General features: G+C 35.2%; 23 protein-coding genes. 3 read left to right on the forward strand and 20 right to left on the reverse strand.

Annotated features, from left to right (window positions below; genetic code table 11):
- Window positions 1–10: 10 nt before the first annotated feature.
- The 11 genes from rpsC to rpsL all read right to left on the reverse strand — a co-directional run bounded on the left by rpsC (window position 11) and on the right by rpsL (window position 7,445).
- On the reverse strand, window positions 11–763 hold the full coding sequence (gene rpsC / locus ACSVH7_RS09330; RefSeq protein ID WP_024981513.1) for a 30S ribosomal protein S3: 753 nt from the start codon (window positions 761–763) through the stop codon (window positions 11–13).
- 5 nt (window positions 764–768) lie between these two features.
- Window positions 769–1,182, reverse strand: a complete 414-nt coding sequence (rplV, locus tag ACSVH7_RS09335; protein WP_438061547.1) for a 50S ribosomal protein L22 — start codon at window positions 1,180–1,182, stop codon at window positions 769–771.
- Window positions 1,183–1,188: 6 nt separating this feature from the next.
- A complete protein-coding gene (gene rpsS, locus ACSVH7_RS09340) occupies window positions 1,189–1,467 on the reverse strand; it encodes a 30S ribosomal protein S19 (protein WP_024981511.1) in 279 nt (92 codons plus the stop codon).
- A 6-nt stretch (window positions 1,468–1,473) separates the two neighbouring features.
- Entirely contained in the window at window positions 1,474–2,298 is an 825-nt protein-coding gene (gene rplB, locus ACSVH7_RS09345; RefSeq protein WP_438066433.1) for a 50S ribosomal protein L2, read from the reverse strand.
- A 9-nt stretch (window positions 2,299–2,307) separates the two neighbouring features.
- Window positions 2,308–2,598, reverse strand: coding sequence for a 50S ribosomal protein L23 (rplW, locus tag ACSVH7_RS09350; RefSeq protein WP_438066434.1), 291 nt, complete (start codon window positions 2,596–2,598; stop codon window positions 2,308–2,310).
- Window positions 2,599–2,604: 6 nt separating this feature from the next.
- Window positions 2,605–3,234 carry a 50S ribosomal protein L4 gene (gene rplD / locus ACSVH7_RS09355; protein ID WP_438066435.1) on the reverse strand — a complete coding sequence of 210 codons (630 nt, stop codon included), beginning with the start codon at window positions 3,232–3,234 and terminating at the stop codon, window positions 2,605–2,607.
- A complete protein-coding gene (gene rplC, locus ACSVH7_RS09360; RefSeq protein WP_024981507.1) occupies window positions 3,234–3,851 on the reverse strand; it encodes a 50S ribosomal protein L3 in 618 nt (205 codons plus the stop codon). Before rplC ends, rplD begins: the two co-directional genes overlap by 1 nt.
- Window positions 3,852–4,007: 156 nt before the next feature.
- Window positions 4,008–4,313: a 30S ribosomal protein S10 gene (gene rpsJ, locus ACSVH7_RS09365; RefSeq protein ID WP_007803605.1), complete on the reverse strand. Its 306-nt coding sequence runs from the start codon at window positions 4,311–4,313 to the stop codon at window positions 4,008–4,010.
- Window positions 4,314–4,324: 11 nt separating this feature from the next.
- A complete protein-coding gene (fusA, locus tag ACSVH7_RS09370; protein WP_438066436.1) occupies window positions 4,325–6,481 on the reverse strand; it encodes an elongation factor G in 2,157 nt (718 codons plus the stop codon).
- A gap of 11 nt (window positions 6,482–6,492) precedes the next feature.
- Entirely contained in the window at window positions 6,493–6,969 is a 477-nt protein-coding gene (rpsG, locus tag ACSVH7_RS09375; RefSeq protein ID WP_024981505.1) for a 30S ribosomal protein S7, read from the reverse strand.
- A 92-nt stretch (window positions 6,970–7,061) separates the two neighbouring features.
- The gene (gene rpsL, locus ACSVH7_RS09380) at window positions 7,062–7,445 is read right to left on the reverse strand and encodes a 30S ribosomal protein S12 (protein ID WP_007136570.1); all 384 of its coding nucleotides are present in this window, start codon (window positions 7,443–7,445) and stop codon (window positions 7,062–7,064) included.
- Between the two features lie 179 nt (window positions 7,446–7,624).
- Here rpsL and ACSVH7_RS09385 point away from each other — a divergent pair, with 179 nt between their 5' ends.
- Window positions 7,625–9,313: a hypothetical protein gene (locus ACSVH7_RS09385; RefSeq protein ID WP_438066437.1), complete on the forward strand. Its 1,689-nt coding sequence runs from the start codon at window positions 7,625–7,627 to the stop codon at window positions 9,311–9,313.
- Window positions 9,314–9,545: 232 nt separating this feature from the next.
- On the opposite strand, the gene ACSVH7_RS09390 is transcribed toward ACSVH7_RS09385, so the two are convergent.
- Genes ACSVH7_RS09390 through ACSVH7_RS09400 form a run of 3 tightly spaced genes read right to left on the reverse strand, consistent with a single transcriptional unit; the run spans window position 9,546 to window position 15,089 of the window.
- Entirely contained in the window at window positions 9,546–10,484 is a 939-nt protein-coding gene (locus ACSVH7_RS09390; protein WP_438066438.1) for a hypothetical protein, read from the reverse strand.
- Between the two features lie 23 nt (window positions 10,485–10,507).
- Window positions 10,508–11,929, reverse strand: coding sequence for a SusD/RagB family nutrient-binding outer membrane lipoprotein (locus ACSVH7_RS09395; RefSeq protein ID WP_438066439.1), 1,422 nt, complete (start codon window positions 11,927–11,929; stop codon window positions 10,508–10,510).
- Window positions 11,930–11,948: 19 nt separating this feature from the next.
- Window positions 11,949–15,089 carry a SusC/RagA family TonB-linked outer membrane protein gene (locus ACSVH7_RS09400; RefSeq protein WP_438066440.1) on the reverse strand — a complete coding sequence of 1,047 codons (3,141 nt, stop codon included), beginning with the start codon at window positions 15,087–15,089 and terminating at the stop codon, window positions 11,949–11,951.
- Between the two features lie 355 nt (window positions 15,090–15,444).
- Here ACSVH7_RS09400 and rlmB point away from each other — a divergent pair, with 355 nt between their 5' ends.
- Window positions 15,445–16,179, forward strand: coding sequence for a 23S rRNA (guanosine(2251)-2'-O)-methyltransferase RlmB (gene rlmB / locus ACSVH7_RS09405; RefSeq protein ID WP_159687123.1), 735 nt, complete (start codon window positions 15,445–15,447; stop codon window positions 16,177–16,179).
- Window positions 16,180–16,246: 67 nt separating this feature from the next.
- Here rlmB and ACSVH7_RS09410 read toward each other — a convergent pair whose 3' ends face one another.
- Window positions 16,247–17,026: a rhomboid family intramembrane serine protease gene (locus ACSVH7_RS09410; protein WP_438066441.1), complete on the reverse strand. Its 780-nt coding sequence runs from the start codon at window positions 17,024–17,026 to the stop codon at window positions 16,247–16,249.
- Between the two features lie 262 nt (window positions 17,027–17,288).
- Between ACSVH7_RS09410 and ACSVH7_RS09415 the strand changes: the two genes are divergently transcribed.
- A complete protein-coding gene (locus ACSVH7_RS09415) occupies window positions 17,289–18,566 on the forward strand; it encodes a replication-associated recombination protein A (protein WP_438066442.1) in 1,278 nt (425 codons plus the stop codon).
- A 73-nt stretch (window positions 18,567–18,639) separates the two neighbouring features.
- Here the strand turns inward: ACSVH7_RS09415 and ACSVH7_RS09420 are convergent, their stop codons facing one another.
- From ACSVH7_RS09420 to ACSVH7_RS09440, 5 genes are all read right to left on the reverse strand, one after another.
- Entirely contained in the window at window positions 18,640–19,401 is a 762-nt protein-coding gene (locus ACSVH7_RS09420; RefSeq protein ID WP_438066443.1) for an ABC transporter ATP-binding protein, read from the reverse strand.
- Window positions 19,398–20,147 (reverse strand): MlaE family ABC transporter permease, encoded by a 750-nt coding sequence (locus ACSVH7_RS09425; RefSeq protein WP_438066444.1) that lies wholly within the window; start codon window positions 20,145–20,147, stop codon window positions 19,398–19,400. Before ACSVH7_RS09425 ends, ACSVH7_RS09420 begins: the two co-directional genes overlap by 4 nt.
- 47 nt (window positions 20,148–20,194) lie before the next feature.
- Window positions 20,195–21,043, reverse strand: a complete 849-nt coding sequence (locus tag ACSVH7_RS09430) for a glycosyltransferase (RefSeq protein WP_438066445.1) — start codon at window positions 21,041–21,043, stop codon at window positions 20,195–20,197.
- A 94-nt stretch (window positions 21,044–21,137) separates the two neighbouring features.
- Window positions 21,138–21,659: a methyltransferase gene (locus ACSVH7_RS09435; protein ID WP_342690509.1), complete on the reverse strand. Its 522-nt coding sequence runs from the start codon at window positions 21,657–21,659 to the stop codon at window positions 21,138–21,140.
- Between the two features lie 286 nt (window positions 21,660–21,945).
- Complete coding sequence (locus tag ACSVH7_RS09440) at window positions 21,946–23,004, reverse strand: 3-oxoacyl-ACP synthase III family protein (protein WP_438066446.1); 1,059 nt, start codon at window positions 23,002–23,004, stop codon at window positions 21,946–21,948.
- Between the last annotated feature and the right edge of the window lie 40 nt (window positions 23,005–23,044).

Genomic DNA, 23,044 nt, shown 5'->3' on the forward strand with positions numbered 1-23,044 from the left:
GTTTAAAAATTTACTTTCTTTTACGAGCGTCTGGTTTTCCACCTTTGTTAAAAGGTTTTCTGTCTCCTCTAGAAGAATCCCCTCCTTTACCACCAGCTTGTTTTTTGTCCATGCCAGCAAGTGGAGAAAGATCTCTCTTACCATAAACTTCACCTTTCATGATCCACACTTTGATTCCCATTCTACCATAAGTAGTATGAGCTTCTGCAAGTGCATAATCAATATCAGCTCTGAAAGTTGATAGAGGTATTCTACCTTCTTTGAATCCTTCTGAACGTGCCATTTCAGCACCGTTCAAACGACCAGAAATCAATACTTTTATTCCTTCAGCATTCATACGCATAGAGGCTGCGATGGCCATTTTAATAGCACGTCTGTAAGAAATTCTGCTCTCAATTTGACGACAGATGCTTGTAGCAACTAGATACGCGTCAAGTTCAGGTCTTTTGATTTCAAAGATGTTAATTTGAACCTCTTTGTCAGTAATTTTCTTAAGTTCTTCTTTCAACTTGTCTACCTCTTGTCCACCTTTACCGATAATGATACCAGGTCTAGCAGTAGTGATAGTAACGGTTACAAGTTTCAAAGTTCTCTCGATGATTACTTTTGATACACTAGCTTTTGATAAACGAGCATGAACATACTTTCTGATTTTGTGATCTTCGGCTAATTTATCACCGTAATCATTTCCACCATACCAGTTTGAGTCCCATCCTCTGATGATACCAAGTCTATTTCCAATTGGATTTGTCTTTTGTCCCATGCTGCTTAAGAATTGCTTTGTGTGTTATTGATAGCTCCTAACACGATTGTTACGTGATTAGAACGTTTTCTTATTCTGTGTGCTCTTCCTTGTGGAGCTGGACGAAGTCTTTTCAACATCATTCCACCATCTACGCGGATTTCCTTAACAAATAATCCCGCTTCTTCTAAACTAGCGTCACTATTTTTTTGCTCCCAGTTGTTGATTGCAGATAATAATAGTTTTTCTAATTTTCTTGAAGCTTCTTTAGAACTAAATCTTAAAATGTTAAGTGCTCTTTCTACCTTCTGACCTCTTACTAGATCTGCTACTAAGCGCATTTTTCTAGGTGAAGTAGGGCAGTTATTTAACTTCGCGAAAGCAATAGACTTATTAGCCTCTTTTCTCGCATCTGCTGTTTCTCTTTTACGAACTCCCATTGCTTCTTATTTTTTACCTTTATTTTTTGCTCCAGCATGACCTCTAAAAGATCTCGTTGGTGAAAATTCTCCTAATTTATGTCCTACCATGTTTTCTGTAACGTAAACAGGTACAAACTGACGACCGTTATGAACTGCGATAGTTTGTCCAACAAAGTCTGGAGTAATCATAGAAGCTCTAGACCAAGTCTTAACCACTCCTTTATTACCACCTGCGATGTTTTCTTCAACTTTCTTTTCTAACTTATAATGAACGAAAGGTCCTTTTTTTAATGAACGTGCCATATCTTATTATTTCTTTCTACGTTCTACAATGTACTTGTTACTCGGGTTTTTCTTAGAACGTGTTCTATAACCTTTAGCAGGTATACCGTTTCTAGAGCGTGGATGTCCACCAGAAGAACGACCTTCTCCACCACCCATTGGGTGATCAACAGGGTTCATTGCAACAGGTCTTGTTCTAGGTCTTCTGCCTAACCATCTTGTTCTACCAGCTTTTCCTGATACAACTAATTGGTGGTCTGAATTAGAAACCGCTCCAATTGTAGCCGAACAAGTCAACAAGATTAATCTTGTTTCTCCAGAAGGCATTTTAATTGTAGCGTATTTTCCATCTCTTGCCATTAATTGAGCAAATGTTCCAGCTGAACGAGCAATTACAGCTCCTTGTCCTGGTCTCAATTCAATACAAGAAATAACAGTTCCTAAAGGAATTCTGCTTAAAGGTAGCGTATTACCAATTTCAGGTTGAGATTCTGTACCAGAAACTAATTTCTGACCAACTTTCAAACCGTTTTGAGCGATAATATAAGTTTTTTCACCATCAGCATAAGCTAATAAAGCGATAAATGCAGTACGATTTGGATCATATTCAATTGATTTTACCGTAGCAGGAATTCCTTCTTTTGTACGTTTAAAATCAATAATACGATATCTCTGCTTGTGACCACCACCCGTATAACGCATGGTCATCTTTCCTTGACTATTTCTACCTCCAGAGTTTTTTATCGGCGCTATCAAAGAGCGTTCCGGCTTATCAGTTGTAATAGCGTCATAACCATTCACAACTCTAAATCGCTGACCTGGGGTAATAGGTTTTAATTTTCTTACTGACATTTTTCTATCTTAGATATTGTTGTAAAAATCAATTGTTTCTCCTTCTTGTACTTGTACAATTGCCTTCTTAATAGCATTTGTCTTTCCACTGATTAAACCACTTTTAGTGTATTTTGTAGTTCTGTCTGGTCTAACATTCATCGTGTTCACACTAACAACATTTACGCCATAAGTAGCTTCAATAGCTTTCTTAATTTCAATTTTGTTAGCTTTTCTGTTCACTTCGAATCCAAAACGGTTCAAAACTTCACTTTCTTTGGTTACTTTTTCCGTTACTATAGGTTTAATTATGATACTCATATCCTATTATTTACTTAAATTTTCTTCAATTACTTCCAAAGAACTCTCCAAAAGCACTAAATTATTTGCATTCAAAATAGCATAAGTGCTTAATTCTAAGCTACTTACGACATTTGAGCCCTGCAAATTTCGTGACGACAAATATACATTTTTATTGGTTTCACCCAATACGAATAATGATTTTTTGTTTTCTAACTCTAAAGCTTTCAAAACATTGATGAAATTTTTAGTGCTTGGCGTTTCAAAATTAAAATCTTCCAAAACAATAATATTTGCTTCTTTAGCTTTAATAGAGAAAGCAGATTTTCTAGCCAAACGTTTCAAGTTTTTATTCAATTTGAATGAATAACTTCTTGGTCTTGGCCCAAAAACAGTTCCACCACCTTTAAACAAAGGATTTTTTGCACTACCCGCACGAGCAGTACCTGTACCTTTTTGTTTTTTAATCTTACGTGTACTTCCCGCAACTTCAGCTCTTTCTTTAGCTTTGTGCGTCCCTTGTCTTTGATTAGCTAAATATTGCTTTACATCAAGATATACCGCGTGATTGTTTGGCTCAATTGCGAATACTGAATCAGAAAGTTGTACTTTTCTTCCAGTATCTTTTCCGTTGAAATCTAATACTTTTACTTCCATTACTTCTGAATGATTACATAAGAGTTGTTATGACCAGGAACACATCCTTTAATAACAAGTAAGTTCTTATCAGAAACTACTTTTAAAACTCTAAGGTTTTGAACTTTTACATTTTCTCCTCCCATTCTTCCAGCCATACGCATCCCTTTGAATACTCTAGATGGATAAGAAGAAGCTCCTACAGAACCTGGCGCTCTTAAACGGTTATGCTGACCATGAGTTGCTTGACCAACACCACCAAAACCGTGACGTTTTACAACCCCTTGAAAACCTTTACCTTTAGACACACCTTGTACATCCACAAATTCTCCTTCTTCAAAAATAGAAACATCAATAAGATCTCCTAATTTTTGTTCAGTTGCAAAATCTTGAAATTCAACGACTTTTTTCTTAGCAACAGTTCCCGCTTTTTTAAAGTGACCTAAAGCCGCTTTTGTGGAATGTTTCTCGTTTTTGTCATCGAAACCAAGTTGCAACGCTTCGTACCCGTCAACCTCTTTGGTTCTGACTTGGGTAACAACACATGGTCCAGCTTCGATTACCGTACAAGGAATATTCTTCCCGTTTTCATCGAAAATACTAGTCATGCCGATTTTTCTACCAATTAACCCAGACATAAATATTAATTATTAATTATTAAAATATAAATATAGAACGCAGCTTTTAAGCAAATTCTATTTTTTTAAGTGGGTGCAAAGGTATAACTTATTTACACACAATCCAAAAAAACTTTTTTTACCTAAAAACAGCGTCCTTAATTACTTTAGAACTACTTAAACTTTGATTTCTACTTCCACTCCACTTGGTAATTCAAGTTTCATTAAAGCATCGATAGTTTTAGATGAAGAAGAATAAATATCAATTAATCTCTTATATGACATTACTTCAAATTGCTCTCTTGCTTTTTTGTTTACGTGCGGAGAACGCAATACTGTAAACAATTTTTTGTGTGTTGGCAATGGAATTGGACCCGTTACCACAGCACCAGTAGTTTTTACTGTTTTTACAATCTTTTCAGCAGATTTATCCACCAACATATGATCGTAAGATTTCAATTTTATTCTGATTTTTTGACTCATTTTCTTAAAGATTATGCGTTTCCTTTTGCTTTTTTGATAACTGCTTCTGAAATATTAGAAGGTGTTTCAGCGTAGTGTGAAAATTCCATTGTAGATGTAGCACGACCTGAAGACAAAGTTCTTAAAGTTGTAACATATCCAAACATTTCTGATAACGGAACATCAGCCTTAATCGTTTTTGCACCATTTCTATCGCCCATGTCATTCACTTGACCTCTACGACGGTTAATATCACCAACGATATCTCCCATGTTTTCTTCAGGTGTAATCACTTCCATTTTCATGATTGGCTCAAGAATTACAGCTCCAGCAGCTTTTGCTACTTCTCTATAACCCATTCTAGCTGCCAATTCAAAAGAAAGAGCATCAGAATCCACAGGGTGGAAAGATCCATCCAATAAAGTAACTTTCAAACTATCTACTTGGTATCCTGCTAAAGGACCAGTTTTCATAGCTTCACGGAAACCTTTTTCTACAGAAGGAATATATTCTTTTGGTACGTTACCTCCTTTTACAGAGTTAATAAATTGTAATCCTACAGGAACTTTACCATCTACTTCATCAGCAGGTTCAAGTACAAATACGATATCACCGAATTTACCACGACCTCCAGATTGTTTCTTGTAAGTTTCTCTGTGTTGTGCAGATTTTGTAAAAGCTTCTTTGTATTCCACTTGAGGCTCACCTTGGTTTACTTCAACTTTGAATTCACGCTTCATTCTATCAACCAAGATATCTAAGTGTAACTCACCCATACCTGAGATAATAGTTTGTCCTGAAGCTTCATCAGTTCTAACCGTAAATGTTGGATCCTCTTCAGCTAATTTAGCTAAAGCCATACCCATTTTATCAACGTCAGCTTTTGTTTTTGGTTCAATAGCGATACCAATTACTGGCGCAGGGAATTTCATTGACTCCAAAATAATTGGGTGTTTCTCATCACACAATGTATCTCCAGTTTTGATATCTTTAAATCCAACAGCAGCTCCAATATCACCTGCCTCGATATACTCGATTGGGTTTTGCTTGTTAGCATGCATTTGGTAGATACGAGAAATTCTCTCTTTGTTACCAGAACGTGTATTCAAAACATAAGACCCAGCATCTAATCTTCCTGAGTAAGCACGGAAGAAAGCCAAACGACCTACGAATGGGTCAGTAGCAATCTTAAATGCTAATGCTGCGAAAGGCTCTTTTACATCTGGCTTACGCAAGATTTGAGTTTGATCCTCTTCAAGCAACTCAGCATCATCAGGATGAATACCAGTAATACCTTCTTTATCCATTGGAGATGGCAAGTACTTACAAACTGCATCTAACATGAATTGAACACCTTTATTTTTGAAAGATGAACCAGCAATCATCGGAATGATAGCCATATCCATTGTAGCTGCTCTTAATGCATTGTTAATCTCCTCTTCTGTAATAGAATCTGGATCTTCCATGTATTTATCAAGCAAGTTTTCATCATAATCAGCAACCGCTTCGATAAGGATATCTCTGTATTCTTTTACTTCATCAACCATATCCGCAGGGATATCGATAATATCAAAAGTAGCACCTTGCGTAGCATCATGCCAAACAATAGCTTGATTTTTAACCAAATCAACAACCCCTCTAAAATCATTCTCCTCACCAATTGGCAAAGTAATCGCTACCGCGTTAGATTTCAACATATCACGTACTTGCTGACAAACTGCTAAGAAATTAGATCCTTGACGGTCCATTTTATTAACAAATCCCATACGAGGCACACGATACTGATCCGCTAATCTCCAGTTAGTTTCAGATTGAGGCTCAACACCATCTACCGCACTAAACAAGAAAACCAAACCATCTAATACACGTAACGAACGATTTACCTCTACAGTAAAGTCAACGTGACCAGGAGTATCGATAATGTTGAAGTGATAAGGTAATGTTTCAGGCAAAGCTTTACCTTGCTCTGTTGGAAAATTCCATTCACAAGTTGTAGCTGCAGAAGTAATAGTAATCCCTCTTTCTTGCTCTTGTGCCATCCAGTCCATTGTTGCAGCACCATCGTGCACTTCACCAATTTTGTGTGATTTTCCAGTATAGAATAATATACGCTCCGTTGTTGTTGTTTTACCAGCATCAATGTGAGCAGCAATTCCAATATTTCTTGTATATTTTAGATCTCTTGCCATTTCTTTATGAATTAAAATCTAAAGTGAGAGAAAGCTTTGTTAGCTTCTGCCATTTTGTGAGTATCCATTCTTTTCTTAACCGCAGCACCTTCTTCTTTAGCCGCAGCTAAACATTCTGAAGCCAATCTTTGCGCCATTGATTTTTCGTTTCTTCTTCTTGCATAAAGAATTAACCATTTCATAGCCATAGAAATTTTTCTATCTGGTCTAATTTGCATTGGAATTTGAAAGGTAGCTCCACCTACTCTACGACTACGTACTTCTACGTGAGGCATAACGTTTGTCAAGGCATCTTTCCAGATTTCTAATGAAGTTTTTTCGTCATTTTGTTTTTTAGACTCTATAATGTCAATTGCATCATAAAATACTTTAAACGCTGTAGATTTTTTACCATCCCACATTAAGTTATTCACAAAACGTGTTACCAGTTGATCATTAAATCTTGGATCTGGTAAAAGTGGTCTTTTCTTTGCCGCTCTTTTTCTCATGTCTTTTTTTTAATTTTTTGTCATTAGCACATAACTATCACTTAGAATTCAAAATGAACTCTATTTCAGCTACAAGCAGTTAACTTTTTAAATTACTTTTTTGCTTCCTTTGGGCGTTTAGCTCCGTACTTAGATCTTCTTTGCGTTCTTCCTGCTACACCTGATGTATCAAGCGCACCACGAACGATGTGATATCTAACTCCTGGTAAATCTTTTACCCTTCCACCCCTAACTAATACTATCGAGTGCTCTTGTAGATTGTGACCTTCTCCAGGGATGTAAGCATTCACTTCATTACCATTTGTCAAACGTACACGCGCTACTTTACGCATTGCAGAGTTTGGTTTTTTTGGTGTAGTAGTGTAAACACGCGTACAAACCCCTCTTCTTTGAGGACAAGAATCTAAAGCAACCGATTTACTCTTCTTAGTTATCTGAGTTCTTCCTGTTCTTACTAATTGTTGAATTGTTGGCATAATTAATACTAAAAATTTCTTATTATATTAAATTCCCGCTTTTTACGGGGTTGCAAATGTATAAATTATTTTTCACTATACAAACCTTAATTCATTAATTTTCAATATCCTTGTTTTAGATTATGATTTTCATAACATTCAATAGATATTTGCGTTAGCTATCTTTTAAAGAAATTCAATTGAAACAATTACTAATCATTGCCTTTTTCCTCACTCTTTGCCAAACTAGCTTGGCTCAAAATTTTATTTTAAAAATAAACGGAACATCAGACAAAGAAACAACAACAATTGACTCCCTAAACTATACCCGCAAACACCAAAACATAAAATCTTTAGAAAAAGAAATCACCAACTTATCCGAAAAACTAAAAAGCATTGGCTACCTAGACCAATACTCGAAAGATATAATACAAAAAAACGATTCTACCTTTTCAATTGAATTTCAACTAAATGATCCAATAAAATACACCTATATATCTCTATCCGAAAACGAACTCCTAAATCCTATTCTTAATAATTTTTCAACAAAAAAAAACATAGGTATCAAATACAATGAACTACCAACATTCCTAGAAGAAACTCTTAAAAAAGTTGAACAAAACGGATATCCTCTAGCCAAACTACAGCTAACAAATATCAAGAAAATCAAAAACAGTCTTTACGCAGATTTAAACATCAAACTAAACAGTCAAAGAAAAATCAATCAAATTGTAATAAAAAACAATGACGCAAAATTCTTTCCAAATAATCATATCCAACAAATTAATAAAAAATTCAAAAACAAGCTACTTAACCAAAATTCCCTGCGCGAGATACAATTAGAATTTGAAAAATATCCGTTTGCCAACCAAACAAAAAAACCACAATTACTCTTAAGCAAAGATTCAACCTTAATTTATGTTTATGCAGAAAAAAGAAAAGCAAATACTTTTGATGGCTATATTGGCCTAGGAAACAACGAGGCAGAAAAAACAACCATTAACGGCTACCTAGATATACAGCTTCAAAATATACTAAAACAAGGCGAAGAATTCTTTATCTATTGGAAAAGCGATGGCAACAATCAAAAAACATTTCGAACAGGACTCACATTGGACTATCTATTCAAAACTACGCTAGGACTGAACGCCCAACTACACATTTTCAAACAAGATAGTACGTTTCAAAACTCAAAATCACTAGTTAACCTAAATTACATCATCAACTACAACAGTAGATTAAATATCGGCATCGAATCTACAACTTCTAGCGATATTCAAAACAGCAACAATTCCGTAAGCGACTACACCAACCATTTTTTTACAACTGGCCTTAATTACGCAAAAAAAGATCCCAACCACGATTTATTTCCTGAAAAAACAAAAATTGAATTCCGTTTTGGAATTGGAAAAAGAAACCAAACAAACATTCTGTCTTCTACACCAAATCAAAAACAACATTTCATACACTTAAATCTTGCACACAATTTTTACTTTAATTCAAAACACAGCATCAATCTTAGAAGTCAAAATTATTTCTTAAAAAGCGACACCTATCTAACCAACGAACTTTTTAGATTCGGTGGACTGTACTCCATAAGAGGTTTTGCAGAGAATAGTTTACAAGCTAATTATCTAATTTCCTTGTTAAGTGAGTACAATTATTTAATTAACCCAAATTTAAACATTAACGGCATTATCGACTTTGGAACCTACAAAGATTTAAGTAATTCATCAAAAACCCATCAACTCAAAGGGTTTGGATTAGGCTTAGGTGTTTTAACAAAAAAAGGAATGCTAAAAATTTCTATAACAAACGGCTTAGACACTAAAAACAACTTTCAATTTACGAACAGTATACTCCAACTAAGCTACAACACCTCTTTTTAATCATAATTTTGCAAATCAGGAACACTACGAAAGCAAAATAAAGACCTATCAACAATAAATCTTTCATTATTTTCCACATATACAAAACATATTAATATCAATAATTAAATTACACAAAAGACCTCCATACACATTACAAAAAAATTATTAAAATCACCAAAAACACATTAAAAAAAAAAGAGACTGTTCCTTTACGAAACAGCCTCTTTTAAAATTTTTTAAGAAAATAATATTACTCGACTACTTTTTCAAGCACTTCGTAAACCTCTCTGGGTCCAACTGAACCAGAACCAGTTAAGTAACCATAAGATCTATAAATTCGATCTTTACCAGCAACATCATCTTTAACAACTACATTTTGAGGGCCTGAAACTGCGCAAGCATTCAACATATTTGAAGCAGATTCTGTACAGTTGATAAGTGGCCAGCCATTTAATAACTGAGTTGAACCTTTATAAAGTACTGGTGTATTAACTGTTCCAGAACCATCAATTTTAAAATAATGTGTATTAGTAGGACCTGCAAACGGACCTGCATATTCAACTAATTTATATGTAGTCGCATCAACAGATTCAACTATACGAATAAGATCACCAGTCCAAGCAGATTGAGTCAGAACACCAATTCTCCAATATTTACTATCAGCAAGAATTACTTTGTACTTTCCAGCAAAACGAGTTCCCACAGCCACTTTAGCTGTAGCCGCATTAAGATTCTTATACCCTCTACTTGTGTGACTTAAAAATTTCAAAGTCCAAGCGTCACCAATATTTAACAAACCATCGTCAGACGATATTGGCAAGCCATCCACCTTTAAATCCTTAATAAGCTCATTAAAAGAAAAGTCAAAAGAAACCTTTTGAACACCAGGAGCTACAGGCACATCAAGTGTAGTCAACAAAACTTCATTTGAAGTTTTACCGTCTATATTAGTAAAAACCTTATACACATCTATTTTAGAAGTAAAATCTTCCTCAGTTTGATTAATTGAAAATTTAGCCGTGTACTTCTTATCATTGCCATTACCTACAACATAACCTACTAACTGAGACTCAACCTCTACAAGACCTCCAGTTCTTTCATTACCTGTAAGTGTATCACTATCTTCTTCACAAGAAACAATTCCTGCAATTACAAAGAGTGATAAAAAATATAATTTAATTTTTTTCATTTTATATATTTTAAAATTTAGTACTAATTCATCCACCACAATGGGGTAGTCAATTTGTCTCCACCAGTTAGAGTAGCTACAGCAGCAGCATAATTATCTTTATTCAAAGAAATCTCATTAGAATTGTAGTACAAACGGGATGGTATTGCTGGTTGAGCTGCTTGCATTACTGGAGACAATGCTGGATAACCTGTTCTTCTCCATTCCGTCCAAGCCTCAAATCCTTGACCAAATAAAGAAATCCACATTTGTTCACCAATATTAATTCTTGCTTGCGCTTGATTCGTAAAAATAACATTTGGTTGGTCTATATAATCAGCTGCATCATCACTTAATCCATTAAAATTAAAACTAGCCTTGATACCATTATTATAATATTCTAATGCTTTAGAAACACCTCCAGAAATAAGTCCTTCGTTAGCCGCTTCAGCAAGATAAAATTGAACTTGTGAATAAGACAAAATTACACCTGGAAGAGTAGGCTCTAAATAGAACGACCCCAAGGCTGAAAAACCACCATAATTTGAAGTGTTTTCTTCACCAGGTATATTACCAACATATGATCCTGCATTATTCTTATCTGCTATAACAGTCAAACGAGAGTCATTTAATGATTGTAATTTTTCCACTAACACAGAACTAATTTTATATTCCTCTCTTGCACCAAATACAATAGTTTCATATATAGGATTAGCGTCTGGTTGAGCTACAAGATAAGTTATATTAGCACTATCATCATTTCCAGCCATTAAATTTCCTCCTGCTACTAAAGCAGCTACTTGAGAAGCAACATTAACCTTTTTAGAAATACGCATTAAAGCTTTCAATTTTAAAGAATTGGCTAATTTTCTCCATTTAGCAACATCCCCTTTATAAATTAAATCAGATGATGCAGGAATAGTACCGGTACCAGATGCTAAAAGTGCATCTGCTTTAGTCAACATATCTATAATTCCTGTATATACAACTTCTTGACTATCATATTTTGGCTTAAAATTACCACTAACAAAAACCTCATTAAAAGGAATAGGGCCAAATAAATCCGTTAGAATTTGAAAACCATTTGCCTGCATTACTAAAGAAATTCCTTTTAAACTTTCATTTCCTTCCGCATCAGCCAAAACATACATAGACTTAGAGTCAGAAATTACAGATGCATAAATATTATCCCAAACACCGTCAATAGCACCACGACGAGGTATATAACGCTCTTCATCATTATATTGCACCTTAGAAACATGTTGCGCCCAACACATTCCCATATCTCCACCTTGTTGCATTCCATAAATCACATTTTGATTAACGCGAATAATATTTCCTAGCAATAAGTGAGCCGGAACTTCTAGCGGATTATTTGGATCCGAGTTTACCGTTTCGAAATCTTTGTCACAACTTACGCTTAAAAATGCAATAGCTGCTACAAATAAAATTGATATTTTTTTCATAATTTTTTAATTATAGAAATTAAAATTTAACATTTATATTGAAACCAACGTTACGAGTAGATGGAATTTGACCAAATTCTTGACCTTGTTCACCATTATCACTACTAAATCCAGTTTCAGGGTCAATATGAGGCGCTTTTTTATACAAAATTGCCAAGTTTGTAGCGATTAAAGAAAACTTGAAATCCTCAATACCAGTTCCTTTAAACAATTTCTTAGGAAAAGTATATCCTATAGAAACATTTCTTAATTTTACATAAGTAGCATCAAAAATCGCACTTTCTTCTATTGTATTACCAAATGAATTTTGATTAAATTCTTTAGCACTTACCACTACATCGTTAGTAACATATCCGCCATTTCCGTCAGATTTCACTCCATTACCAACTACCCCTGTTTCACGACCGATTAAAGTTTCTTCTAAAGTACCCGCATATCTTCCCCATGCATAAGTCATAGAGTGAACATCACCACCTACTTTTGCATCAACAAGTGCTCCTAAATCGAAATTTTTGTATTTAAAAGAAAAATTAGCGCCACCAGTCCAGTCTGGAGTAATGTTCCCTAATATTTTTTTATCTGTTTGAATTACAGGTAAACCATTTTTATAGATAACATTACCATTGTCGTCTTTCTCAAAACCTCTACCTACAAGAGAACCGTAAGCCTCTCCTGGGCGTGCTTCTAGAGTTACTCCCCACTGACCTCCTAAAATATAGGTATCCAAACCTCCTAAAGATTCAATTTTGTTCTTATTTTTAGAAAAATTCAAATCAATATCAAAAGAAAAATCACTTGTTTTAACAGCAGTAATTCCCAATTGCAATTCAATCCCTTTATTAGTCATATCTGCTACATTATCCCAAAGGCTAGTAAAACCTGTTGAAGCAGATACCTGAATTGGAACTAATAAATCAGAACTTGTTTTTGTGTAATAAGTTGCTCCTAATCTCAATCTATTGTCGAATGCATTCAAATCCACACCCGCTTCAATACCAACAACCGATTCAGGTTTCAAATTAGGATTAAATTGAGTCGCAGGAGTTGAGGCTTGATTTCCCCATCCATTATTATTCAAATCATAAGTAGAATTTAAATTATAAGCAGTTAATGCTCCAGTACCCCCTACTTTAGACCAACCTCCTCTTACTTTAATATAGTTGACAGTAGACTCCTGTAAACCAAGTATTTCAGACAACACAACAGAACCTGAAATCGCAGGATAAAAGAAAGAATTATTATCTTTCGGTAATACACTTGCCCAATCATTTCTACCAGAGAAATCTATAAAAACAAAGTCTTTATAAGACAATTGACCATACCCTAATACAGAACCAATTCTAACTTCGTTATAATCATTTCCATAAATAGGTGTTGAACCAGTTTTGTTATTTGAAAGATTATACAAATCAGGCAATTCCAAAGCTGTAATTTGACCGAAAGTCTGAGTTCTTGTTCTTTTCATTTTATTTCCAGCAATATTTAATGACAAATTAAAATCATCATTTATTTGCTTTTTATAACTCAATGTAGCTTCAGCATTTACCTCTGAATAACGTAATGTATTTTCATTATATGAACCATCACCAGCACTATTTGTCCCTTTTGCTTGTCTACCTGTTGTTCTTTGAGAATAATGATCTAACATTACTTTACCAGTAGCCGTTAAATCTTTCACAATTTCATATGTAGCATAAGTAGACCCCGTAACTCTATCCCTATCATAAGTATTAATATTTGTATCTAATACCCAATATGGATTGTTTTGAAAATTATTATTCCAGTTAATAGGAGTTCCAGCTGCAGCAGTTCCCGCAGGCGCTAAAGGTAAGTTTCTCCAATCTTTTAAATCTCTAAAATTAACACTTCTAGCTGACCAAATAAATTGTTGAGCAGCATTTTCATTATTATAACCTGCGGTTGGTAAATTATTACTCTTATCATTAAAGAAAATACCATTAACCCCAGCTGTTAATTTTTCACCTATTTTAACGTTACCATTTAAACTAACGTTAAATTTTTTAAAATCTGTGTTATATAGAATACCTTTTTGATCCGTATTTCCAACTGACATTCTAAAACTAGCTTCCTCAGTACCAGAAGAAAATGAAATAGTATTAGAATTTGTATAACCAGTTTCATAAAAATCCTTAACATTATTCTTATGGGAAACCCACGGAGTTGCAGCTCCACCATTTTTAAATGAATCCCATTGTACAAAACTTAAACCTCTATCAAGAGCAGGCCCCCAACTTTCATCAACACCGTCATTGATACCATGACCAGCACCATCAACAAATTTAAAAGAATCCGAAGTTGATCCTTGACCATATTTATTTTGAAAATTTGGAATTACCAAAGCATTAGAAAATGTGAAGTTTGAATTAAATGTAACTGAACCAACACCTTTTCCTTTTTTTCCTGATTTTGTAGTAATAATAATAACCCCGTTACTAGCTCTCAAACCATACAAAGCTGCAGCATTAGGTCCTTTCAGAACTGTCATGCTTTCAATATCGTCAGGATTAATACTAGCTGCACCATTAGGTAAATCTCTACCTCCACCAGAACCAGCATTACCTGAAGATGAATTATCAAAAGGCACACCATCAACAACAAAAAGAGCCTGATTATTACCTGTTATGGATGAATTACCTCTTAAAACGATTCTAGAAGACGCGCCAACTGCTCCAGAACTGTTGGTTACCTGCACACCTGCAATTTTACCACTCATTGCATTAACTAGATTTGTCTCTCTAGTCTCTGTCAATTCAGCACCTTTAATTGATTGAGCTGCATATCCAACAGCTTTTTCTTTACGCTTAACACCTAAAGCACCTACTACTACTTCTTCCAAAGCAACACTACCATCTTTCAATGCAACATTTAAGATGTTTGAAGCATTTACTTTAACTGTCGAATCAGTCATCCCAACAAATGAAAAAATAATCAAATCTCCTGTACTCGCTTTTAGCGAATATTTTCCATCGAAATTTGTTTGTGTTCCATTTTTACTGCCTTTGATCTGGACATTTACTCCAGGAATAGGTATTCCTGCGTTGTCAGTGACAATTCCTGAAATTGTTCTTTCTTGCGCAAAACAAATTTGCAAAACAAACACTAAAAGTAGTGTTGAAATCCATTTGAATTTTGATCTCATATTAAAAATTTTGAATTAGTTATAGCGCAAACATCTTAATAATTTCTTAAAGAAACAAACTTGCACACATATATTTTAACCATTTACGTATAATTTCATTTATAACAAAACACACGCCTAAATGTTAAATATTTATACATATCAAGCATATAAGAACAATTAATACCATTTTCAGTTTTATATTTCCAATAAAAACAAACAAAAAAATAGCAATTTGTAAAAAAATAAAAAATAAAAAAATAAAAGTGTTACCCATAATTTTAACACTTACACTTGTTAAAAATTAATTGAAAGTAAATAATATATTACATTTTTTTTGTTTTTTTTAACTAATAAAAAAAACTAAATTTGTCTTATGGAAAAAGAACATCAAATATTTGGGATAAGAGCCATCATTGAAGCGATTCAAGCAGGGGCAACAGTAGATAAAGTTTACATACAAAAGGAAGCTAGTGGCGAATTAATGAAAGACTTAATGAAAGTCATGAAAAGAGAAAATATCAATTTCTCTTATGTTCCTGTTGAGAAACTAAACCGACTCACACCTAACAATCACCAAGGCGCGGTAGCTACCATCTCTCCTATTTCCTTTTTTGATTTAGAATCTTTGATTGAGACAGTTCTTGAAAACGGGAAGAATCCGTTATTTTTAGTATTGGATGGAATTTCTGATGCTAGAAATTTTGGAGCTATCATCAGAACGGCTGAATGTACTGGTGTGAATGGAATAATCGTTCAAAAATCAGGATCGGCGCCTGTAAATGGAGATACCGTAAAAACTTCGGCGGGAGCTGTTTTTAATATTCCGATTTGTAAAGTAGACCATATTAAAGACGCTATTTTCTTACTTCAAGCAAGTGGCATTACTACTGTTGCAGCAACTGAGAAAACTGAGCAAAGTTTGTATGATGTAACGCTATCTGGACCTACTGCTATTGTAATGGGAGCTGAAGACCGAGGTATTAATCCATCGGTGTTAAAAATCATTGACGAGAAAGCTAAACTACCTATGTTTGGAACTATTGGTTCACTAAATGTATCAGTAGCTTGTGGTGCTTTTTTGTATGAAGCAGTAAGACAGAGAAGTTAGATTATAGAAGGCAGATTACAGGATGCACATTACATAGATCTATACCAGAATAAATATCACAAAGGAATCAAGACTCTTGTTTTGGTTCCTTTTTTTGTGTGGGTACGCAATCGTAATGAATGGGCAAATTGGAAGTAAAATACTCCATTATTGGATCTATCTCCTCCTCTACCTCTGCCTTGGGTGGATTGACAAAGTTGCCATTCTCGTCAAAACGCTGCATAAATTTGTCTTGGGAAGGATCATAATCTGGACGCTCCCATTCGTATTTGTAGATTTTTTGATACTCCTCGGCTTTGAAAACGATAGATAACAAAAAACCAGTGATAAAGCCCGCTAAATGACCTTCCCAAGAAATGGTATTATCTACTTCGGGGAAGACATACCAAATCAATCCACCATAAACCAAAACTACAGTTAATGAGAGTGCTACCAAACGATAGTATTGGGTTTGAATTCCTTTAAAGAATATAAAACTGACTAAAACATAAATGAGTCCACTAGCACCAATATGATAATTAGTACGACCAATTACCCAAGTAATAACACCAGACAAAACTATTCCGTAGCAAAGAACAGCAACCGTTTGCTTAGGATAAAAATAACACAGAGCAGACAGCAACACAAGTAGCGGCAGGGAATTATTATACAAATGTGTCAAATCAGAATGAATGAAAGGACTGAAAAGAATACCTTGGAGTCCCGATAAAGTTCTGGGTAAAATACCATTTTTATCAAAATCGAAATGGAAACGGATTTCTAACCAATAGACTATCCATATGGTCAATAAAAAAAGTAGTGGCAATAAGACTACTCGATTACGAAATTGAAAATGGTTTTCTTCCATAGGATAAATGCTATGCTATTGGTCTCTCAAAAATACATCCAAAATAGCAGAAATGCTAAATTGTCATACCCAATGTGTCGTGGTAGGTTTAGCCCAGATGGGAATGGAAAGCCCGGAGTGCCGCGCTCTAATTTTTCTTGGTAGAAAAGAGCGACCAAAGGAAGCTCCTTTTATGCCTAGAAAAATAGTGCGCGGTGCGAGGACTTGTAATGTACAGCTGGATTGGCTCCTGAAAACTATAAAAATTGTTTATTTTTGCAAGATGGAAGCACCTTTAGCAGAACGTATTCGGCCACAACAACTCACCGATTATATTAGCCAAACACATTTGGTAGGCCCAAACGGCTCGTTAACGCAACAAATTAAGAACGGAATCATCCCCTCGCTCCTATTGTGGGGACCTCCTGGGACTGGCAAAACTACGCTTGCGCAGATTATTGCACAGGAATCTAAACGCCCTTTTTATGAATTGAGCGCTATCAATTCTGGGGTGAAGGACATTCGGGATGTAATTGAAAAAGCCAAACAAAGTGGCGGTTTGTTTACGGCCAAAAACCCAATTTTGTTCATTGATGAGATTCATCGTTTTAGTAAATCGCAACAAGATTCGCTATTGGCGGCGGTGGAAAAAGGATGGATTACTTTGATTGGTGCTACGACAGAAAATCCGAGTTTTGAGGTGATTCCCGCATTGTTATCGCGTTGTCAAGTGTATATTTTGAATGCTTTTACGAAACAGGATTTAGAGTCTTTGTTGGAAAGAGCAATGAAAGCAGACGCCATTTTGGTTACCAAAAAAATTGAATTACAAGAAACCGAAGCTTTGCTGCGATTATCTGGAGGCGATGGTAGAAAACTGCTAAATATATTTGAATTGGTAGTCAATGCCTCGGCCTCGGAACCGATTATTATTACCAATGAGCGGGTTTTGGAATTGGTGCAACAAAATACAGTGTTGTATGACAAGACGGGAGAACAACATTATGACATTGTTTCCGCTTTTATAAAATCGATTCGAGGGAGTGACCCCAATGGAGCGGTATATTGGTTGGCTCGAATGATTGAAGGTGGCGAAGACGTTAAATTCATAGCCAGACGTATGTTGATTTTGGCAAGTGAAGACATTGGCAATGCTAACCCCACGGCCTTTATTATGGCTAATAATACGTTTCAGGCGGTGGCTACGATTGGCTATCCTGAGAGCCGTATCATTTTGAGTCAGTGTGCGGTGTATTTGGCAACTTCCCCAAAGAGCAATGCTTCTTATATGGCCATTGGTACAGCACAACAAATCGTAAAACAAACCGGAGATTTGCCTGTACCCTTACACTTAAGAAACGCTCCTACGAAATTAATGAAAGAGTTGGGCTATGGTGAAGAATACAAATATTCGCACGATTACGCGAACAATTTTGCCGAGCAAGAATTCCTTCCTGAAGCACTGAGCAACACGCCTATTTATGTTCCCGGTAATAACTCGAGAGAAAACAGTATTCGAGAGTTTTTGAAAAATAGATGGAAGGAGAAGTATGGATATTAATTAATTCCCAAAAAAATGCTAAAAAAAACAGGCTTTCTGCCAATGCATGAAGCCTCTTTTTTTATGTGATTTTCTATCCTTTTAAATAAGCTTCCCGAACTTTTTTGAATAAGTTAGAAGAATAAACAAAATCAACAATGGCTTGATTATCGGTTCTAAAAATCTCTTCTTTGGTTCCTTGCCATTCTTTGATTCCATTTTTTAGAAATAGGATGTTTTCACCAATTTCCATAACGGAGTTCATATCATGAGTATTAATCACGGTGGTAATATTGTACTCTTCAGTAATTTCTTTAATCAAATTATCGATAATGGTAGATGTGTTGGGGTCTAAACCTGAATTAGGTTCGTCACAAAACAAATATTTTGGGTTATTCACTATCGCACGTGCAATAGCTACCCTTTTTTGCATTCCACCAGATATTTCCGAAGGCAATTTTTTATGGGCATCAATCAGATTGACTCTTTTTAAAACAAAATCCACTCGATCTCGGGTCTCTGAAGCGGTGTTGTGCGTAAACATTTTTAAGGGAAAACCAACATTCTCGGCAACAGTCATCGAATCAAATAAAGCACTCCCTTGAAATACCATCCCAATTTCTGTTCGTAATTCTCTTTTTTCTTCGGGGAATAATTCAGAATAAATTCTACCATCAAAAGAAATAGTTCCTTTTTCTGGCGAATGTATACCTAGTAAACTTTTTAATAAAACCGTTTTTCCTGAACCACTCTGACCTATAATTAAGTTGGTTTTTCCTGCTTCGAACAAGCAAGAAACCCCTTTTAATACTTTACTCCCTCCAAATGATTTTTCTATGTTTTTTATTTCGATCATGCTCCCAAAAGTAACTGTGTTAATATGTAATTGAACGTAATAATACAAACCGAAGTCCATACGAATGAAACGGTACTAGCTTTACCCACTTCGAGAGCGCCACCTTTCATATAATATCCATGAAAAGAAGGAATAGTCGCCAATAACATGGCAAAAATCAGCGTTTTGATAAAAGCATAAGTGATGTGAAAAGGCACAAAATCTAATTGAACCCCAGTTATAAAAGATTCGCTAGAAGTAAATCCACCATAAACAGCAGCTACCCAGCCTCCAAAAATGCCTAAAAACATGCTAATTCCAATCACAAAGGGGAATAATAATAGTGCAATTATTTTTGGAAACACTAAATAATTAAGCGAATTAACGCCCATTACTTCTAAGGCATCAATTTGTTCGGTAACCCTCATTGTACCTATGCTAGAAGTGATGAATGACCCCATTTTTCCAGCCATAATTACTGAAATAAATGTAGGTGCAAATTCTAAAATCACAGATTGTCGGGTGGCAAAACCAATGAGATAGGTTGGAATTAATGGATTCGTTAAGTTTAAAGCGGTTTGAATAGAAACTACGCCGCCTACAAAAAATGAAATAAAACAAACGATTCCCATTGAATTAATGATGAGATCATCAATTTCTTTAAAAATTAAATCTTTCATCACAGACCATTTGGTTTGTTTGATGAAGATTTCTTTGATCATCAGAAAGTATTTCCCGATTTGTGAGATGTAGCGAATTAGCATCATAGGTTGTAAAATAGTACCAAAAATAGTAATTAGTTTTCAACTGCTGGTTAAAACAGTTTTTCTTTCATTTTTTTCCAGCGGTAATTTCTGAAAAATTTAGCTTGTTCCGCTGTTACAAATAAAGGTTTCCCGGATGATTTTGCTTTCCAAAAACCCAATATGTAATCAATAAATAATAGGGGTTTCCCTTTTCGTATGGCCAATTTTACTGATGAAATTGACGTGATGATAAATCCGTAACCCAAGCTGTAAAAAGCTTCGCCTTGTTTGTATCTAGCGGCTTTGTTATAGCTTGCGCCCGTTGGTTTGAGGTGTTTTACATGCAAACTTTCGTCGGTGACTACTTTCCAATTGTAAAACTTGCATAATAACTCGTCTACGGTGTCCCAACCCATAGCTGGTTTTAGCCCGCCAATTTGTTGGAAAGTTTCTTTTCGATAAGCTTTTAGCGCCCCACGAATATGGTCTTTGTCGGTTAAATTTTCTAATATCCACTCCCCATTTTTTTCGATGTAGCAAAAACCACCCACCATGCCAATGCGTTCATCGGACTGGAAATGTTTGATAATGGTTTCAAAATAATTGGAAGGAAATATTAAATCGGCATCAATCTTTACAATTAAATCATAGTTGTCGTCCAAGGTTTCGAATCCTTTTTCAAAAGCTTGAATGACTTTACTTCCCGGTAGATGTATGTTTTCTGATGATTTATTGACCAAACTTATGTATGGGTTATTTTTAGCAAATTCCAATACAACATCAGCGGTTCTATCTGTTGAATTGTCATTGACCACTACAATTTTTGAAGGCAAAACCGTTTGCGAAATCAGTGATTGCAGTGTCAAACCAATTAAAGCTTCTTCGTTATAAGACGGTATGACGATATAGTATTTCATAAAAAATAAAATTCCAAAATTTTAAAATTCCAAATTCCAAATGATTGGATGAGTCCAAAATTGGAAATTGGAATTTCATTTTTGTGATTTGTTTTTAGGCTCGTTCAGCGTAAACAATATAATATCTTGGCGTGAAAAAACGCAATAGCGGACGGAATCCTATTTTTTTTACGGGATGCGTAAACTTTTCTCTTGCGATGATTTTCCAACCTGTTTTTTCTAATAACCAATCCAATTGCCAGTCTTCAAATTCGTGGTAATGTCTGTCCCACATGTCGGTTTTGCTACGATAAGCAGGTGAAAACCATAAACGAAGAGGGATTGAAATCAATAATTTGTCGCATTTTACATTTTGTAAAACGGTATAGGGATTTAATAAATGTTCAAAGATTTCGAAGGCAGTAAAAACCGTATAGTCTTCAGATTGTAAGGCGTTTTGATTGTTGTCTAAGTCCTCGCCAGTGGTGTTTTTTACGGTATATCCATTTTCTTCCATAATTTTTGAGAAAGGGTTGGGAACGCCTAAATCAAAAATGGTTTCTTGGGTAGTGATGTGTTTTTGTAAAAATTCTAAAGTATGCTTGAATCGTTTATTTGGAAATGTTTTCTCGTACATAGTTATGGGTGTTGACCTTTTGGAAACAAAGGCGCAAATATACAAATTATATGTGTTTTGAAGGCATGGTATAGCCCAGATAAAAACGAAAAGCCCACAGCAATGGGGTTTAATTTTTGCTGGTGCATCAAAGCGACTAAAAGAAGCTCTTGAGGCGCCTTGCAAAAATAAACTCCAGGGCGAGGACTTGTAGTGGATAGCTGGATTTGCTCCTGAAAAATAGTCATTAGTCCATAGTGATTAGCACAATTTGAGCTAAGGACTTAGGACTAGTTACTAATCGCTACTAGTAACGATATACAAAGGCGTTGACATTCATTCCGGCTCCAACGGAGGCAAACATGATAACATCTCCTTTGTGAATTTCATGGTTTTCAATTTGGCCTTTGGTAAGTAAATCAAATAGCGTAGGTACAGTTGCAACACTACTGTTTCCTAATTCATGAATACTCATAGGCATAATGTCTTTGGGAGCCGTTTGTTTGTAAAGTTTATAAAATCGGTTGATGATCGCCTCATCCATTTTTTCATTAGCTTGATGAATTAGAATTTTTTTCACGTCACTAATGTCGATGCCGCTTTTGTCCAAACAACTTTTCATCGCTGCAGGGACTTTACTTAATGCAAATTCGTATATTTTACGGCCATACATTTTGATATAGCGTGTATTCGGATTCAAATCTTGATTGTATGATTTTCCAAAAAACAGATAATTGGCTTCGTCTATGGCAAAAGTGCCGCTTTCGTAAGAGAGCATACCCGTTTCAGAATCTGAGCCTTCGATAATGGCTGCACCAGCACCATCAGCATAAATCATGGAGTCTCTATCGTGCGAATCCACTACTCTTGATAGGGTTTCAGCTCCAATAACTAAGCAACGTTTTGCCATTCCAGAGGTGATAAAGGCATTGGCTTGTAGTACGCCTTCAATCCATCCTGGGCAACCAAAAAGAATGTCGTAGGCCACACATTTTGGATTCTTGATTTGCAATTTGTTTTTTACTCTGGTTGCTAAACTAGGTAAGGTGTCTGCCTGAATGGTTCCGTGGTTTACATCGCCAAAATTATGGGCATAAATGATGTAATCGATGGTTTCTGGATCAATTTTGGCATCTTCTATAGCTTTTTCAGAAGCAAAAAAAGCCAAATCCGAAGAATTCAAATGGTCCGCCGCATAACGACGTTGATCAATACCTGTTATCCCTTTGAATTTATCAATGACAACATCGTTAGGATAAGCAAAAGCTGACCCGTCTTCATTTAAAAATATATGTTGATCAAAATCGGTATTTAGAATTTTTTGAGTCGGAATATAACTTCCGATTCCTGTAATTTGTATTTTCATCGGGTATAAAATTGGCATTATATAGGCTAAAGTAAGCATT

This window comes from Flavobacterium sp. TSSA_36 (genome assembly GCF_051547165.1).
GTDB lineage: Bacteria > Bacteroidota > Bacteroidia > Flavobacteriales > Flavobacteriaceae > Flavobacterium.